Here is a 14,065-nt window from a genome sequence, read left to right as displayed (position 1 = left end):
GTCATTCCGCTACTTGTTAGCGGAATCTATGCTGAGATACCGCGCACAACTGTACGAACATTCATTCTTGAAGGTAAACTGCACAGCAAATGGTGTCATTCCAGTGCTTGACACTGGAATCCAACCTTGCCGTAATCTCATCAAGAACGTTGTGTTTTAACATAAGACCAGCCACTTTTATGCTTACCAACTTAGTGCCCAATCAAAATTCCTGGATCCCAGTGTCTGGGCACTGGGATGACATTCTTCTGGTAGGCTCAAATTGTAATGTTCGTACAGTTGTGGAATGAATTGCGGTATGACGTAGGGAAACCTTTCTTGGGTTAGCTATAGATTTTTGTACCACAGATCTAAAAATTACAGTTGTTCGGAAAAATGTTGCTGTTAAAAGCATTAGACAGGCGTTAGAGGTCTTGGTATTATATAATCTTTAGGTTCTAAATTTGGAAGGGTGGCCGAGCGGCTGAAGGCGGCGGTTTGCTAAACCGTTATACGATTGAAAAGTCGTATCGAGGGTTCGAATCCCTCTCCTTCCGTATACTGTTTTAGCACGGTCTGAATTCGCTATATTGGCATGTTTTTAGCCTGTTTACCTGATCTTGTTGCAATGGTTTTTATTTCCGTCTTTGCTTAGATAGCTATTAAAAAGTTGGCTAGCGTTGACTCAGTATTTATTATAGAATTGGTTGTTAACCTTACTTATATGCATAAAATACTAATTTTACTGTTGATAGTGTTGCCACTTAGGTTGCTTGCAACCGAGATTGAAATTGTTGCAGATGTAAATGGTGAGCCAATTTCAAATTTAGATATCGAAAAACGCATCAACTTTATAAATTCATTGTTTGGCACTCAAAGTGTTAATCAAAAAGAAGCAAAACCTCAAATTCTTAGGGAGCTAATAGACGAAATTATCATTATCAATGAAGCACAGAGGCTGAATATAAAATTGAGCAACGAGGAGTTAGATAATGCTATCATATTATTTTTAACCCAAAGTTTTAAACTTAAGGCTAATGAAGTTGATCAATACATAAAAAAGCATAATATAGATCTTAGTATTTTAAGAAAACAAATAAAATGTCAGTTACTATGGAGCAAAATTATTGAAGTAAGAATTGTGCCATTTATTAATATAAGCGATAAAGAAGTAGATGATGTAAAAAGGCAAACAGAAAAGCCGGATTATCTTATCACGTTCCAAGAGTTTATAATTCCTGATCAAAAAGACAAGGATGTTTATGGCATAGCTGAAGATTTAGTAAAAAAATTACGTAATAGTAATAACCCGGAATCTCCAATAAAGATGCGTAAAGCAACAGTTAATTTAAGTCAGCTCAAAGATAAACTTAAGAGCGTTTTAGAAAGACTAGAAACCGGCGATATAGCAGGTCCATTCAGTTTCAGTGAAGGTTACTCTATTATAAAAGTCATAGACAAGGTACAACTTAATTATGCACTGCTGGAAAGCACTTTAAAATTAAAACAGATTGTGGTTGAGGGTTCAGAAAGTTTATTGGATAATTTTCAAGAGCAAAAGGTCAATTGTTTAAATTTTGACAAATTAGCAGATGATTTTAAGTTGCCAAACGCAAAAGAGTTTGAAATAAAAATGCGAGATTTAAATCCTGATTTACAGATTTTATTTAGTAAAACAAGTGTGAATGAAATAGTAGAATTAAGAGAAAATGGCACTGCAAAGTTAATGATGTTGTGTGATATCAAGAGTAATGCAGCGGATATAGAAGCAATTAAACAGCAGATGTACCAACAAAAGATTATGATACAAAGCAACTTGTTATTAGATGATATGCGTAAAAATTCAGCTGTCAGTTATCGGTATAGTTGAAGTCAGAGAGTGTCCTTGTCTCTGTCTTTGTGTACGAAAATTACTTTGTTCTATAAAATTTCAAAAAATTTGAACAAATATAGTTAAAATAGCACATGAAGAATATAATGCTAATTGGTGGTGGAGTTGGAAATGCAGTATTATTTTCGATAGGGAAGGCGTGTCTTGAAAATAATAATAAGGTTTTGTACTTTGCTGGCTATAAGAAATTAAGTGATGTATTTAAACGAGCACTGATAGAGCGTGCATCAAATGCAGTAGTTTGGGCATGTGAAGAAGGATTGATAGAAACAAGCAGAGATCAAGATAAATCCTTTCATGGTAATATAGTTGATGCAATAGTCTCTTATCAACAAGGAAGATTAGGTATTAATTTAAACACTATAGATAAAATTATCACTATTGGTTCTGATAAAATGATGAAAGCTGTGAATGAAGCTAGAAAAACAATTTTAAAGCCATATCTAAAGTCAAGTCACATAGCAATATCGTCAGTTAATTCTCCTATGCAGTGTATGATGAAAGAAATCTGCGCTCAGTGTGTTCAGCAACATATAAATACGGAAACAGGAGAAAGGAGTTTTGTTTATAGTTGCAGTAATCAAGACCAGGATATGGAATTTATTGACTTTGATTTTTTAAGTGAGCGCTTAAAGCAAAATAGTTTACAAGAAAAACTCACTGCGAAATGGATAGATCATGTTCAAAGATATTAAACAGCACAAAAAGGAAGTAAGAGAGCAATATAGAGCTATAAGAAAAGATATTGATGAAAGTTATTCCATTTATGCGGCAAGTTCCCTTATTAATCTCTTTAATCAGAACTTAAGTTACGTTAAAGGCAAAACAATTGCGGCTTACGTTCCAATGGATGGGGAAATAAATGTTGTCCCTTTGATGTGTCGTTTGCTCTATTTAGGTTATAAAGTAGCAATTCCTGATAAAAATCAGTTGCTAAGATTTGAGGGATGGAACGAAACAAATGAAGATGTAATTCCCGACACAATCATTACTCCTGTTGTTGCTTTTGATGATCATTTTAATAGATTATGTTTTGGCGGTGGTTGGTATGATACAATGATAAAAAAATTACGGCCGCTTGGAAAAATATTTATAGGTGTAGCCTATGAGAAACAATATTGTAAAGATTTACCTGTAGAAAAACATGATCAAAAATTGGATATTATAATCACTGAGATGTGTGTTAGATGTGGAGGTGGATTGCTCAAAAAAGTGGATAGAAAGGAGTAGCGTAACCCCACTTTCTGATAGTAATTTTTGCGTCAAAACGCTCCTCAAATGCATCAACCCGGTCCTGTGATTCCTTCTTCACTCACTCGTTCAGCACTTGAACTACCTAATTGAGAATCTGGCTTCATTTCCTGAGCTTTCTCATTAACTTTTTGTTCTACATCTTCTATTTTACCGTTACCAATAGCCATAATTGCAGGTTGAAATTTATTTATAAGATCATTAAGTGCTTTCATATCTGCTACATGAGTACTGAGGCCCTTTTCCAGAAGTCTGCTCATATCATCTTCTGAAAAATTTTGAATGGTTCCATTCTTTACTAACTCTTGTATAGCAGATCGCTGCCTTTCATTTTGAAGCATTTCTAATATTTTTTTCCCATCATCAAGACCTTTTTTAGCGTCAACGCCTTCGTTATCTTTAAGACTAATGTTTGCAATAGTTTCAAGCACGTTTGTTCTTAATCTACTAAAGTTATTCTCTCTTGCTTGAACTGTAGGTAATTTATCTATTAAATCCTTATATGAACTTTTCACTGCTTTTCCTGCTTCAATCGCTCCTTCTTTTATTTTTTCCCCTGCCTTTCCTATACCTATTCCTACATAACGCGCTCCAATAGCTACAAGCGCTATTAATGTAGCAAGCACAATAAGCGGAGAAAATGCTACTCCCAATACTATTGCTGTAGAAGCTATTCCAATTTTTTTATTTGCAGATGCTGATTTAAAATAATTGACTAGATTGTCCAGCGGACCTTTATTATTATTTATAACATTACTTATTGCTTGCTGATTAACAGATTTTAACGCCTCTTCTATTATTTTTGAGTCAACGTTTTCAGAAGTTAACCCTTTAAGTGCTTCTTCAATGAATTTTATAAATAATTCTTTGTTTACCTCCTTTTGCAAGCCTTGGTCATTAATCGCTAAACCTAAATCTTTGAGATTCATCCCTTTAACTTGTTCTGATAGGGCTTCAAACAACTTCCCTTTTTCTTCCTGTGGGAATTGTGCGATGCTTTCTATTATATCTGAAATAGCTTTTCTTAGTTCTTGGTAGTCAGTTTCATTATCAAAGAACTCAGCCACATTTTACTCCATTGACTGTAAATATGCCTAATTATACATACTAATTATTAATTATATCATAATTGATATAACATACCCCTTTCCAAATATAGAATTTGTATTAAAATATCTAGATTATATGAAATCAAGGTACTTTATGGGTGAAAAAAAATTAAAAGCTGCTGTGATTTTATCAGGGTGTGGTCACCTTGACGGTGCAGAGGTAAGAGAAGCGGTTTTAAGTCTGCTTGTGCTTGATCAGCAGGAAGTGGATGTTAAATGCTTTGCACCTGACATCAATATCACACAAGTTATGAATCATAAAACAAAGGAGGCAGTGAAAGAAAAAAGGAATGTACTTGTAGAAGCAGCAAGAATCGCAAGAGGCGAAATATATGACTTAAAAGAAGCCAAAGCTGAAAATTTTGACATGCTAGTCGTACCTGGTGGATACGGGGTTGCGAAAAATTTATCTGACTTAGCTGAAAATAAAGACATGGTGACAGTAATGCCTGAATTTGAAAGATTAGTTTCAGAATTTTTTGTCACAAAAAAGCCAATAGGAGCAATATGCATATCTCCAGCCGTAATTGTTTCAATTTTAAGTAGCAAGATAGGTAAAGAAGAAAGTGAGATTAAGGTAACTATAGGAGATGACAAAGAACAGTTGATAGAGAAGCTTGGCGGCAAACACATAAAGTGCGATACAGGGTTATCAATAGAAGACGAAGAGTATAATGTATTTTCCTGTTCTGCTTATATGCGTAGCGACGAAAGTACATACTCTGTATATCAAGGGATAAAGCATATGATTGACAGTATGGTAAAAAAGATTAACAAAAAAACTAAACAACCATTCCTCTAAGATGTAGTAATTTAGACTTCCTTACACAATTAACTGTTGAACTTTACATTCCTAGCTGTATTATGGTTATATAGCTAAGAGACCTAGGTTTACTGACTATTACTTGTTAGTGGTATGGCGTAGGGCTGCACTAGCTATATATATTTAGCTCTTTTTTTATAAACGTAAGGTATTTTATATGTCAGACCTTTTCTATATTGAAACTACGTGTTGTATGGACGGTCAGTGTGATGTCTATACAGGGGAAGTGAGTTTTAATGATGTTATGTTAGGCAAGTTCAGTCTAAATTCGTGCAGCGGGAAAGAAGCTATGATAAATCTAGACGTTATTACATTCGATATTAATATCGCTATTGATGGTCAAAATGGAAAGACAATAGAAAGAGACCTTAAAGGTCTTGAATTTGTAACTAAAGATGATGGTTCTTGGTATATTAATAAGAATTTTGGTAATGATAGATTTGAAGTTATAGTAAAGCAATCATAATTTTACATCTCAGGTGTAACATTTAGTATAGGTGCTATTCTATTTATAATGTTCTTTACTATAGGCGCAGCAATTATTCCCCCGGTATGGTGTATCCCTTGAGGTTCATCAATAGCAATTAGCACTATATACCTTGGGTCAAGCATGGTTAGCACTCCTATAAATGAAGCTATGTTTGCATCTTTGCTATATTTACCATCTACAACTTTTTCCGCCGATCCAGTCTTTCCCCCTATTGAATATGCCTTTATTTTTGCTCTGCTGCCAGTGCCATCCGTTACTGCTGCGCGTAATAATTTTCTCATTTCCCTGGAAGTTCTTCTTGAGATAATTTGCTCTCCTATACTTCTCTTATTCAACATCAAGGTTGCGTTATGAAATACCCCATTGTTGATTAATGCTGCTGCAGTTTGTGCAAGATGTATAGGAGTTACAGCTATGCCATAACCATAAGATGCTGTTATTAAAGTGTTTTCACTCCATTTATCCGGGATTATCGGTGTAGATTTTTCTGGTATTTCTATTTTCAAAGGAGAAAATAGCTTCATAGCTTTAAAGTATTCTACTTGTTTTTCAATACCTAATTTAACTGCAATTTTTGCTGCACCAATGTTGGATGATTTCACAAATATATCTCGCACAGTGATTTCCGGAATCTTAAATTCATGAAGATCATAAATTTTATATTTCCCAATAGTGATTGGCTTTGACACGTCATATAAATCATCAATTTTTACAACGTTTGCATCAAGCGCTGCGGCTATTGTAAAGAATTTTAATACCGACCCCATCTCATACACCCCAAGACTGGCGCGATTAAACTTTTGTACGTCTTCTGCCTTATTCTGTAGGTTGGGGTTAAAATCAGGCAGACTGACCATTGAGATGACTTCACTATTTCTCACATTTAAAACAATTCCTACTCCGCCGAGTGCCTGATATCTGCTTACAGCTTTAGTTAGCTCTTCATGCACTATGCTTTGCACTCGTGTATCTAAGGATAGTTGAATACCCTGGTAAGGTGTTATTCCAGCGCGTAATGCTGGAATCCACGTATTTTTTTTCTGGACCCCAGTGTCAGCTACTTGGATAACAGAATGTTGTTTGTTTTTACTTATATATGCCTCAACTCCTGCAATACCGTTGCCATCTATGTCAGTGTAACCAAGCACGTGTGAAAATAAATTACTGTGAGGATATATACGTTTTACATCGTTATAGAAGTTTATTCCTGGCACGCCGGCATTTTTTATTGCTAACAGTTCTTTTGGAGTCAAGTGCCGCTTTACCCAAGCAAATTTCTTTTTTGAAGTAAGTACTCTATATGAATTCTCGTATTCAAGATCATTCAAAATAGAACACAGTTGTGCTGCTATACTTTCCGGATTCTTTACTTTGGTTGCATCTGTATATAGTGATGTTGTGGGCACATTTGTTGCTATTACCACTCCATTTCTATCTAAAATATCAGGTTGTTTATATACTGTATTATCTTTTCTAAAATTTTCTGAAGTAGTAGGTTGATCAAATGTTAAAGAGAATATGCGAAAAATAATTATTATATAAAACGTAAATAATGGTACTATAAAACACAGTGAGCGGAGCTTATTTTTAAGTAATGCTTGCATATTTACTTGATTTGACAAAAATGGAAATTATCTTAGCTGAGCCGCGAGGTTTTTGTGCCGGGGTAAAAAGAGCTGTGGACATATTAGCTATTACTTTAGAAAAATACAAAAACAAGTGCCAAGTTTATGTGCTACACGAAATTGTTCACAATAAATATATAGTAGAGGACTTTAAGAGACAAGGAGTGGTTTTTGTGAACAGTATCGAGGAAATTGAAGATAATGGAGGAATACTGATCTTCAGCGCGCACGGAGTGTCAAAAAATATAGAAGATGAGGCAAAAAGAAAGGGTATTCAAGTGATTGATGCAACATGTCCTTTAGTCAGCAAAGTGCATAAAGAGGCAAAAAGGTATGAAAACGGTGGTAAAGAACTAATTCTCATTGGGCATGAAAACCATCCAGAAGTTAAGGGAATTAGAGGAAGAGTAAATAATCCTATCATTTTAGTGCAAACTGTGCAGGACGTACGCAATTTAAAAGTTAAAGATCCAGATAATTTATCTTATGTTACACAAACCACGTTAAGCATCGACGATACCCGTGAAATTATTGTTGCCCTGAAGCTCAGGTTTCCAAGCATAACAGGTCCAGATTTAAAGGACATATGCTATGCAACGCAAAACAGACAAAATGCTGTTAAAAAGCTAGCTGAAATTGTAGACATGGTGTTAGTTGTAGGAAGTAAAAATAGCTCAAATTCAAACCGCTTATTAGATCTGTGCACTGCCAGAGGAAAAAGAGCCTACTTAATTGATAATTACAGCTGTGTGAATAAAAGCTGGTTTCATGGCGTAGAAAAGATAGGAATCACTGCAGGTGCTTCTGCTCCTGACATATTGGTTGATGAATTAATGGACTACCTAAAAGTAAACCTGAGTGTAAAAATTTCAGTGATGCCAGGTGGTATTATTGAAAATGTTCAGTTTAAAATACCGAATTTGGTTTAAAACACAACTTATCTACTAAGCTTCTCTTGAAATCACACAAATCAGCATCTATAGCTAAGACGTCATACCGCGATTCATTAGACTTCTTGCATAACCTTATAACAAACTTTTATTGGGAATAGAAACGAAAAACTTCCTTGACAAACTCCGCCAGCCCCCTTATCATGATAGTGAAGGTATTCAGTTATCTTCATCTGTGCAGATTAAACAGCAAAAAAACAACGTAGTTGGCGTCTTATTTTTAATTTTTTGCACTATGTGCACCTTATGTCTTCACAATATTCTGGGTTTTTACCTATATAAGCTGAAACGCGCTTATAAGTCGTTTAAGACAGTATAGTACGCCAATTTGAAGGATTAGAGAGTGAACACTAATTACCACGGGGTTTCTTTTGCCTTTTTTTCTGCTTAGTAAATTTCTTAAACATTTGAGATAAGGTGAGTTGCATTTAAAAGCAGCCAAATTGCAGTGTTTAAGACTTAAAAAACGCCAATACTGAAAATAGATATTAACCGGGGCTTCTTTTGCCTTTTTTTCCGTTTGGTAAATTTCTTAAATATTTATAGCTAAACGACAATCGTCATCCCGCTGCTTGTTAGCGGGATCTAGAGATACCGTGACGGTATGACGAGGGAGAACAGTTAGCGGCTGAGATACCGCGAATGAATCGCGGTATGACGTAGGACTGCTGTCATTCCAGTACTCCTTTTTTTGTCATCCCAGTGCTTGACACTGGGATCCAGTTTTCCATATAATCTCATCGAAAACGTTGTATTTTAACGTAAAACATCTATTTTTATGCTTACCAACTTAATAAAATTCCTGGATCCCAGTGTCTGGGCACTGGGATGACACCATTCTTTTTTCTGGATTCCAGACTGGAATGACACCGTCTTGGATGGAAACCAGTGTCAGCTACTTTCATGACACCATCATAAGGTGAAACTGGATCCCAGTATCTGGGCACTGGGATGACAGGAGAAGGGGCTACTGCCGTCATAAAGGAACCAGTGTCAGCTACTCGGATGATACCTTTTTCTACTTAATTTGGGTTATGCAAGAAGTCTATTCGCGGTATCTCAGCATAGATTCCGCTAACGAGTAGCGGAATGATGGTTTTTTAAATCGTCGGTAAGCCTAAGTCAGTTTAGCTATATGCTTTTAATTTCCCCAAAAGGAGAATTAAATATGTGAAATTCTAGTTGATATGATTTAATGAATGGTTAGTTTAAATTACTAATTTATTTAAGAGATTTTAATAATATTTAACCCACTTACTTTTCTATTTTCCATATCACGATGGGCTTGAATTATTTCATCAAATTTATATTTTTTATTGATCCGTACAGTTAAAAGTTTTTTTCTTATCATCTCGAAGATTTCCATTGTGGTAAGCACTAATGTGAATCTATCATGCTTATAATGGTATATTGAGGTTCCAGTTGCAAATAACGAACGTGAACTAAGTAAAGAAAAACTAATAGGAGCGTTACCTGATATCTGCCCATAGGAAACGTATATGCCGAACCTGCCTAAAGATTCAAAAGAGAGCTTGCTTGTAGCGTAACCTATGGGGTCATACACTGCACCTACTCCTCTGTTTTGCGTAATCTCCATAATTTTAGAAACGAAGTCTTTATCATTGTAGTTTATTGCGTATGTACAGCCACTTTGTAAAGCTGTCTTCATTTTTTCATCAGAGCTTACAGAGCCTATCACTACACCTTTTTTATCCTTTGCCCATTGGCATATTATTTGTCCTAAACCACCATTAGCCCCATGAACTAGCACGAAAGCACCAGGCCTAACTTTATAAGATTGATTAACTAAATAGTGAGCTGTCATACCTTTAAACAGCACTGCAGCAGCAACTTCATCAGATATGTCATCTGGAATTTTTATCAGATATTTCTGGTGTATAATGCGCTTTTCACAATATGCCCCTGGAGGAGCTGTGCAATATCCAACTCTGTCTCCAACTTTGAATCCATCACTGATTTTTTTACCAAGTTTTTCAATAACCCCAACTGCTTCCACTCCAAGCACTGATGGTAAATTTTTAATTTTGCGTGTACCTTTTCTGTGCTCTAAATCATAACGATTTAAGCCGATAGTTGTGTGAAGTACTAAAACTTCCTCGCCTTTTGGCTCACTTATATTCTTATCTACAAATTCTAATACTTCTGGCCCCCCAGTTTTTTTAATTTGTATAGCTCTAACCATGATGAATGTAAGATAAAAACTTTGATTATGTTATCTAATAATTAATATTTTGCAAAGTTATTGTTTTCACAATCAATAGACTTCTTGCGTTACCTCCTGTCATTCCAGCGCGTGACGCTGGAATCCAGATACGATTTCATCATATAAATCTTTCCATTCTTGATTTGTTTTTTCAATTAAGTTTATTTTCCATTTTCTCTGCCAGCTTTTTAGAAGCTTTTCTTTACTAATTGCTAAATTTATGTCTTGAAACTCCTCAAAGTAGACTAATTTACTAACATTGTACTTTGACGTGAAACCGGAAATGGATTTGCTTTTATGCTCCCAAATTCGTTTAATTAAATTTGATGTTATACCTATATACAGGGTTCCATTTCGTTCACTTGCAAGTATATAAACATAATAACTTTTCATATATAGTAACCTGGATCCCAGTGTCAAGCACTGGGATGACACCATTTGTTGTAAACTCACTTTTACTCTATGGTTATACTACCTTGCCGCTATCCTGAACGGATACCTTCTTTCAGCTTTGGATGACAATAGGAAAAAGTTTGTTACTTAAGCTTAAAAAACGTGTATGATAGTGTTATTTCCCTCAAATCTTTTGTATTACTATCAAGCATTATCTCAGGATCTATATAGAAAGATACGGGCATAGCAGCTTTTTGTTTTGGTAGCAACATTTGTTCTTCAAAACAAAAGCATGCAACTTTATTAAAATACTTACCTGCTTTGAAAGGCGTAACGTTATATACTGCCATACCAAATGAAAGATGATCAGATAGATTTTTTGCGTAATAAAATGCTAAACTTTGTTCTCCTATGTTTACGTCAACGTAGTTAGTTTCTGATTTAAATTCCCAAGGTAGATCGGACATTATATCAGCATTGAAGTGGACCCTGATTTTTTGGTCAGTTGCACTTATTGTTGCATTAGTTACTTTTCTTGTTGTGCCACCATACCCGGTAGCTTTACAGAAAATGCTATATAGTGGCACCGATGCATATGCAAGACATAGCATCAACACGACTAAAGATATTAAAAAGAAAACTATAGAATTCTTACTACCTTTCCTTAAAAAGGAAAACATCTAGTCCCTATTATTGAACAAGTTAAGTAACCTGAGTAGATTGAGAAATATGTTAATAAAGTTAAAATAAAGATCAGTTGCACCCAGTATTGCCAATTTAGTAGTAGCGACTTCTGATCCGTCGTTATATTTATAATAAACGTCCTTGATTCTTTGAGCATCATACGCAGTCATTAAGGTAAAGACTATTACTGATATGAACGATATTGCAAAGTAGAGAGGACTACTTCCAAGGAATAAATTTACTATGGATGCTATAATTATCCCCAAGACTCCCATAATCAAGAAAGAGCCCATACTTGTAAGATCTCTTTTTGTGGTATTACCATATAAAGCCATAGAGCCAAACATAATTGATGTAATGAAAAACGCTCTTGCTATATTTTCTGCAGTATAAACTATAAAAATATAAGATAAGGAAAGCCCCATTAACACTGAGAACGAGAAAAATATAGTAACGGCAGACTGAGCACTTAGGTGTTGAATTCTATACCGCATATAGATCACCAATGCAGCTGGAGAGAATATTATCACAAGCGACAGAACAGGATTAGAATGAATTACCTGAAAAAGACCAGAAAATACCGTTAGAAACGCAACAAGCCCTGTAACGCCTAAAGCTAAAGCCATGTAATTATATACTTTAGTTAGGTAACTTCTGAGCCCAGCGCTATAATAAACGCCCTGAGAGCGGATATCCTGTTCATTTCTCATGTAAGACATAAATACAACTCCTTTTGTCCATTATTTAACACATTATAATATAAAACCACATTTTTATCAAGTATTTTTATTATAAACAGTTATGCGCTGGCATTTGTTTTAATATAAATAGAATATAGGCCTATTGCTGCTGCATTTGAAACATTTAAGCTGTCAATTACGTTTGACATTGGGATTTTTAAAAGATAATCACAATTTTCTTTAACTAACCTCCGCATTCCTTTCTCTTCAGAACCAAAAATGATTACTCTTTTTTTCTCAAAGCTCTTTATTTCATCTATATTTTCTTTAGCATTGCAATCAAACCCGTAACACCAGTAGCCGACCTTTTTTAAATACTGCATAGTTTTTACTATATTTGTAACGTATATTAGCGGAACAATATCTAAAGCTCCACTTGCTGCTTTTGCAATAGATGCATTTTCACTCGGTGAGTGGTTATGTGGTAAAACCAATGCGTTGACATTAAAACAAGCTGAAGTTCTTAAAATTGACCCAATATTGTGCGTGTCAGTGACTTGATCTAAAATGACTATAGTAGAGCTGTCGTTTGAGCTTTCAGCTACTTCTTCGATGCTTAAGTTACAAAGAATAGGGGCAACATTTAAAGCAATTCCTTGATGGTTAGCACCTTTAGATAAAACGTCATTAAGTATTTTGTTTTCTACTAATCGAACTTTAATGCCCTTACTATTTGCACATTGCCTAATTTCTTTTTCGTGTTCTCTATAGAAATTTTCTGTTGCTAATAGTTCTATACACCGCCTATTTTTATTCTTCAGTGCTGACATGCAGGTGTGCTTTCCATACAGCCAAAAATTCTCATTAGTTTTTGACGATTTCATCGTATTATCGAAAATCTGATTTTTATAGAATAAGCAACATTTTACTATGTTTGGATATTGTTGTAAAATTATACAATTCGATTAATGCGTTTATGTCGGACGATGAGTTGGATTGGCAAAAAAATGTTAAGCCAATAGAATGTGGAAAAGTTACTTTAAAAGTTAATCATAAAGTAAATATAAAGTCTATGGTTGATAAAGGTACCTCCGACTTACAAAGGAATTTTCTTAATACCAATAATGGTAACTCATCATTTTGTCTTGACCAAAACACAAAATCAAAAGTTGATAGGGGTAAATATTTTATAAGCGATAAGCTCGATTTGCACGGCTATAGTATAGAGGATGCTTACTGTAAATTGATAGATTTTATTATCAAAAATTATCGAGCAGGAAATAGATGTTTATTGGTAATTACGGGATACGGCAGTGCAACAAATAAAACAGACACTATAAAGAATAACTTAAATAAGTGGTTAAATGATACTAAAATCCAGCATATGGTTCTATACTACCAGCAAGCTACGAAAAAACATGGTGGTAAAGGGGCGTTTTATGTTTTATTAAAAAGGCTTAGGCCCTATTAGCTGCTTAAGTTTCCTTTTAAGCCTTAATTTTTCTTATATAGCCATATAAAAACCAGTGTTCGGCAGCGCGTTACGCACAATTGTACAAACATTGTAGCCGTTATTCAAGTAGCCCGCAGAAACGAAAAAACTTCCTTGACAAACTCCGCCAGCCCCCTTATTATGAGAATAAGGGTATTTATGACTCAAAACTTGTTTTTGACCTGCAGGCTCAATGACAAAATTCAGTAAAAAACTTAGGGTATTTTTTGGCGGATTACATAAAATTATAGCGGCTGCATGTCTTTTAAATTTTTTCTACATTCAGCCAAAACGCGCTTAAACTAAGCGTCAGCACATTATTACAGCGCCACTTACAGTAATATAGAGTCAAAAACTCGCACCACGGGAGTTCTTTGCCTTTTTTTTCATTTGGTAAATTTCTTAATGTTTGTAGCTAAAAGAGCCCAAGAGAGGTGTCATCCCGCTGCTTGTTAGCGGGATCTATGTTAAGAG

At 34.9% G+C, this 14,065-nt stretch carries 17 protein-coding genes and 1 tRNA gene; 8 read left to right on the top strand and 10 right to left on the bottom strand.

Annotated features, from left to right (window positions below; genetic code table 11):
- Nucleotides 1–9: 9 nt before the first annotated feature.
- Together OOK87_RS03145 and OOK87_RS03140 are read right to left on the bottom strand one after the other, a co-directional pair.
- Nucleotides 10–141, bottom strand: coding sequence for a hypothetical protein (locus OOK87_RS03145; RefSeq protein ID WP_264688037.1), 132 nt, complete (start codon nt 139–141; stop codon nt 10–12).
- Between the two features lie 61 nt (nt 142–202).
- Entirely contained in the window at nt 203–346 is a 144-nt protein-coding gene (locus tag OOK87_RS03140) for a hypothetical protein (RefSeq protein ID WP_264688036.1), read from the bottom strand.
- Nucleotides 347–445: 99 nt separating this feature from the next.
- On the opposite strand from OOK87_RS03140, the gene OOK87_RS03135 reads away from it, so the two are divergent.
- The 4 genes from OOK87_RS03135 to OOK87_RS03120 all read left to right on the top strand — a co-directional run bounded on the left by OOK87_RS03135 (nt 446) and on the right by OOK87_RS03120 (nt 3,100).
- Nucleotides 446–536: transfer RNA gene (locus tag OOK87_RS03135), tRNA-Ser, on the top strand.
- A gap of 167 nt (nt 537–703) precedes the next feature.
- The gene (locus OOK87_RS03130) at nt 704–1,849 is read left to right on the top strand and encodes a SurA N-terminal domain-containing protein (RefSeq protein ID WP_264688035.1); all 1,146 of its coding nucleotides are present in this window, start codon (nt 704–706) and stop codon (nt 1,847–1,849) included.
- Between the two features lie 95 nt (nt 1,850–1,944).
- Complete coding sequence (locus OOK87_RS03125; RefSeq protein ID WP_253309835.1) at nt 1,945–2,565, top strand: ferredoxin reductase domain-containing protein; 621 nt, start codon at nt 1,945–1,947, stop codon at nt 2,563–2,565.
- Nucleotides 2,549–3,100, top strand: a complete 552-nt coding sequence (locus OOK87_RS03120) for a 5-formyltetrahydrofolate cyclo-ligase (protein ID WP_264688034.1) — start codon at nt 2,549–2,551, stop codon at nt 3,098–3,100. The genes OOK87_RS03125 and OOK87_RS03120 overlap by 17 nt, the downstream gene beginning before the upstream one ends.
- Nucleotides 3,101–3,153: 53 nt before the next feature.
- Here the strand turns inward: OOK87_RS03120 and OOK87_RS03115 are convergent, their stop codons facing one another.
- Nucleotides 3,154–4,050 carry a hypothetical protein gene (locus OOK87_RS03115; RefSeq protein WP_373457559.1) on the bottom strand — a complete coding sequence of 299 codons (897 nt, stop codon included), beginning with the start codon at nt 4,048–4,050 and terminating at the stop codon, nt 3,154–3,156.
- A gap of 256 nt (nt 4,051–4,306) precedes the next feature.
- Between OOK87_RS03115 and elbB the strand changes: the two genes are divergently transcribed.
- The gene (gene elbB, locus OOK87_RS03110; protein ID WP_264688033.1) at nt 4,307–5,032 is read left to right on the top strand and encodes an isoprenoid biosynthesis glyoxalase ElbB; all 726 of its coding nucleotides are present in this window, start codon (nt 4,307–4,309) and stop codon (nt 5,030–5,032) included.
- Between the two features lie 178 nt (nt 5,033–5,210).
- Entirely contained in the window at nt 5,211–5,519 is a 309-nt protein-coding gene (locus tag OOK87_RS03105; RefSeq protein WP_253307278.1) for a hypothetical protein, read from the top strand.
- A gap of 2 nt (nt 5,520–5,521) precedes the next feature.
- Here OOK87_RS03105 and OOK87_RS03100 read toward each other — a convergent pair whose 3' ends face one another.
- Nucleotides 5,522–7,147, bottom strand: a complete 1,626-nt coding sequence (locus OOK87_RS03100) for a peptidoglycan D,D-transpeptidase FtsI family protein (protein ID WP_253307277.1) — start codon at nt 7,145–7,147, stop codon at nt 5,522–5,524.
- A 20-nt stretch (nt 7,148–7,167) separates the two neighbouring features.
- On the opposite strand from OOK87_RS03100, the gene ispH reads away from it, so the two are divergent.
- Nucleotides 7,168–8,097, top strand: coding sequence for a 4-hydroxy-3-methylbut-2-enyl diphosphate reductase (ispH, locus tag OOK87_RS03095; RefSeq protein ID WP_253310009.1), 930 nt, complete (start codon nt 7,168–7,170; stop codon nt 8,095–8,097).
- 803 nt (nt 8,098–8,900) lie between these two features.
- Here the strand turns inward: ispH and OOK87_RS03090 are convergent.
- The 6 genes from OOK87_RS03090 to rlmB form a co-directional block, all read right to left on the bottom strand.
- Nucleotides 8,901–9,098, bottom strand: a complete 198-nt coding sequence (locus tag OOK87_RS03090; protein WP_264688032.1) for a hypothetical protein — start codon at nt 9,096–9,098, stop codon at nt 8,901–8,903.
- Between the two features lie 245 nt (nt 9,099–9,343).
- Nucleotides 9,344–10,321 (bottom strand): quinone oxidoreductase family protein, encoded by a 978-nt coding sequence (locus OOK87_RS03085; RefSeq protein ID WP_264688031.1) that lies wholly within the window; start codon nt 10,319–10,321, stop codon nt 9,344–9,346.
- A 99-nt stretch (nt 10,322–10,420) separates the two neighbouring features.
- Nucleotides 10,421–10,735, bottom strand: coding sequence for a GIY-YIG nuclease family protein (locus OOK87_RS03080; RefSeq protein ID WP_264688472.1), 315 nt, complete (start codon nt 10,733–10,735; stop codon nt 10,421–10,423).
- A 143-nt stretch (nt 10,736–10,878) separates the two neighbouring features.
- Nucleotides 10,879–11,415, bottom strand: coding sequence for a cytochrome c oxidase assembly protein (locus OOK87_RS03075; protein WP_264688030.1), 537 nt, complete (start codon nt 11,413–11,415; stop codon nt 10,879–10,881).
- Nucleotides 11,416–12,138 (bottom strand): Bax inhibitor-1/YccA family protein, encoded by a 723-nt coding sequence (locus OOK87_RS03070; protein ID WP_264688029.1) that lies wholly within the window; start codon nt 12,136–12,138, stop codon nt 11,416–11,418. It abuts the gene before it with no gap.
- An 80-nt stretch (nt 12,139–12,218) separates the two neighbouring features.
- Nucleotides 12,219–12,983: a 23S rRNA (guanosine(2251)-2'-O)-methyltransferase RlmB gene (rlmB, locus tag OOK87_RS03065; protein WP_253307272.1), complete on the bottom strand. Its 765-nt coding sequence runs from the start codon at nt 12,981–12,983 to the stop codon at nt 12,219–12,221.
- 92 nt (nt 12,984–13,075) lie between these two features.
- On the opposite strand from rlmB, the gene OOK87_RS03060 reads away from it, so the two are divergent.
- Entirely contained in the window at nt 13,076–13,570 is a 495-nt protein-coding gene (locus OOK87_RS03060; protein ID WP_264688028.1) for a Smr/MutS family protein, read from the top strand.
- Nucleotides 13,571–14,065: the final 495 nt, after the last annotated feature.

Source organism: Wolbachia endosymbiont (group A) of Sympetrum striolatum (assembly GCF_947250715.1).
GTDB lineage: Bacteria > Pseudomonadota > Alphaproteobacteria > Rickettsiales > Anaplasmataceae > Wolbachia.
This window is presented reverse-complemented; position numbering and strand designations above follow the sequence as displayed.

What these genes read in the sequence shown, in the direction of transcription:
- rlmB (WP_253307272.1), bottom strand. Translation starts at nt 12,983, where the DNA reads ATGAAATCGTCAAAAACTAATGAGAATTTTTGGCTGTATGGAAAGCAC.
- OOK87_RS03120 (WP_264688034.1), top strand. Translation starts at nt 2,549, where the DNA reads ATGTTCAAAGATATTAAACAGCACAAAAAGGAAGTAAGAGAGCAATAT.
- OOK87_RS03085 (WP_264688031.1), bottom strand. Translation starts at nt 10,321, where the DNA reads ATGGTTAGAGCTATACAAATTAAAAAAACTGGGGGGCCAGAAGTATTA.
- OOK87_RS03090 (WP_264688032.1), bottom strand. Translation starts at nt 9,098, where the DNA reads ATGACGGCAGTAGCCCCTTCTCCTGTCATCCCAGTGCCCAGATACTGG.
- OOK87_RS03125 (WP_253309835.1), top strand. Translation starts at nt 1,945, where the DNA reads ATGAAGAATATAATGCTAATTGGTGGTGGAGTTGGAAATGCAGTATTA.
- ispH (WP_253310009.1), top strand. Translation starts at nt 7,168, where the DNA reads ATGGAAATTATCTTAGCTGAGCCGCGAGGTTTTTGTGCCGGGGTAAAA.
- OOK87_RS03100 (WP_253307277.1), bottom strand. Translation starts at nt 7,147, where the DNA reads ATGCAAGCATTACTTAAAAATAAGCTCCGCTCACTGTGTTTTATAGTA.
- OOK87_RS03075 (WP_264688030.1), bottom strand. Translation starts at nt 11,415, where the DNA reads ATGTTTTCCTTTTTAAGGAAAGGTAGTAAGAATTCTATAGTTTTCTTT.
- OOK87_RS03130 (WP_264688035.1), top strand. Translation starts at nt 704, where the DNA reads ATGCATAAAATACTAATTTTACTGTTGATAGTGTTGCCACTTAGGTTG.
- elbB (WP_264688033.1), top strand. Translation starts at nt 4,307, where the DNA reads ATGAAATCAAGGTACTTTATGGGTGAAAAAAAATTAAAAGCTGCTGTG.
- OOK87_RS03080 (WP_264688472.1), bottom strand. Translation starts at nt 10,735, where the DNA reads ATGAAAAGTTATTATGTTTATATACTTGCAAGTGAACGAAATGGAACC.
- OOK87_RS03105 (WP_253307278.1), top strand. Translation starts at nt 5,211, where the DNA reads ATGTCAGACCTTTTCTATATTGAAACTACGTGTTGTATGGACGGTCAG.
- OOK87_RS03115 (WP_373457559.1), bottom strand. Translation starts at nt 4,050, where the DNA reads ATGAATCTCAAAGATTTAGGTTTAGCGATTAATGACCAAGGCTTGCAA.
- OOK87_RS03145 (WP_264688037.1), bottom strand. Translation starts at nt 141, where the DNA reads ATGAGATTACGGCAAGGTTGGATTCCAGTGTCAAGCACTGGAATGACA.
- OOK87_RS03060 (WP_264688028.1), top strand. Translation starts at nt 13,076, where the DNA reads ATGTCGGACGATGAGTTGGATTGGCAAAAAAATGTTAAGCCAATAGAA.
- OOK87_RS03070 (WP_264688029.1), bottom strand. Translation starts at nt 12,138, where the DNA reads ATGTCTTACATGAGAAATGAACAGGATATCCGCTCTCAGGGCGTTTAT.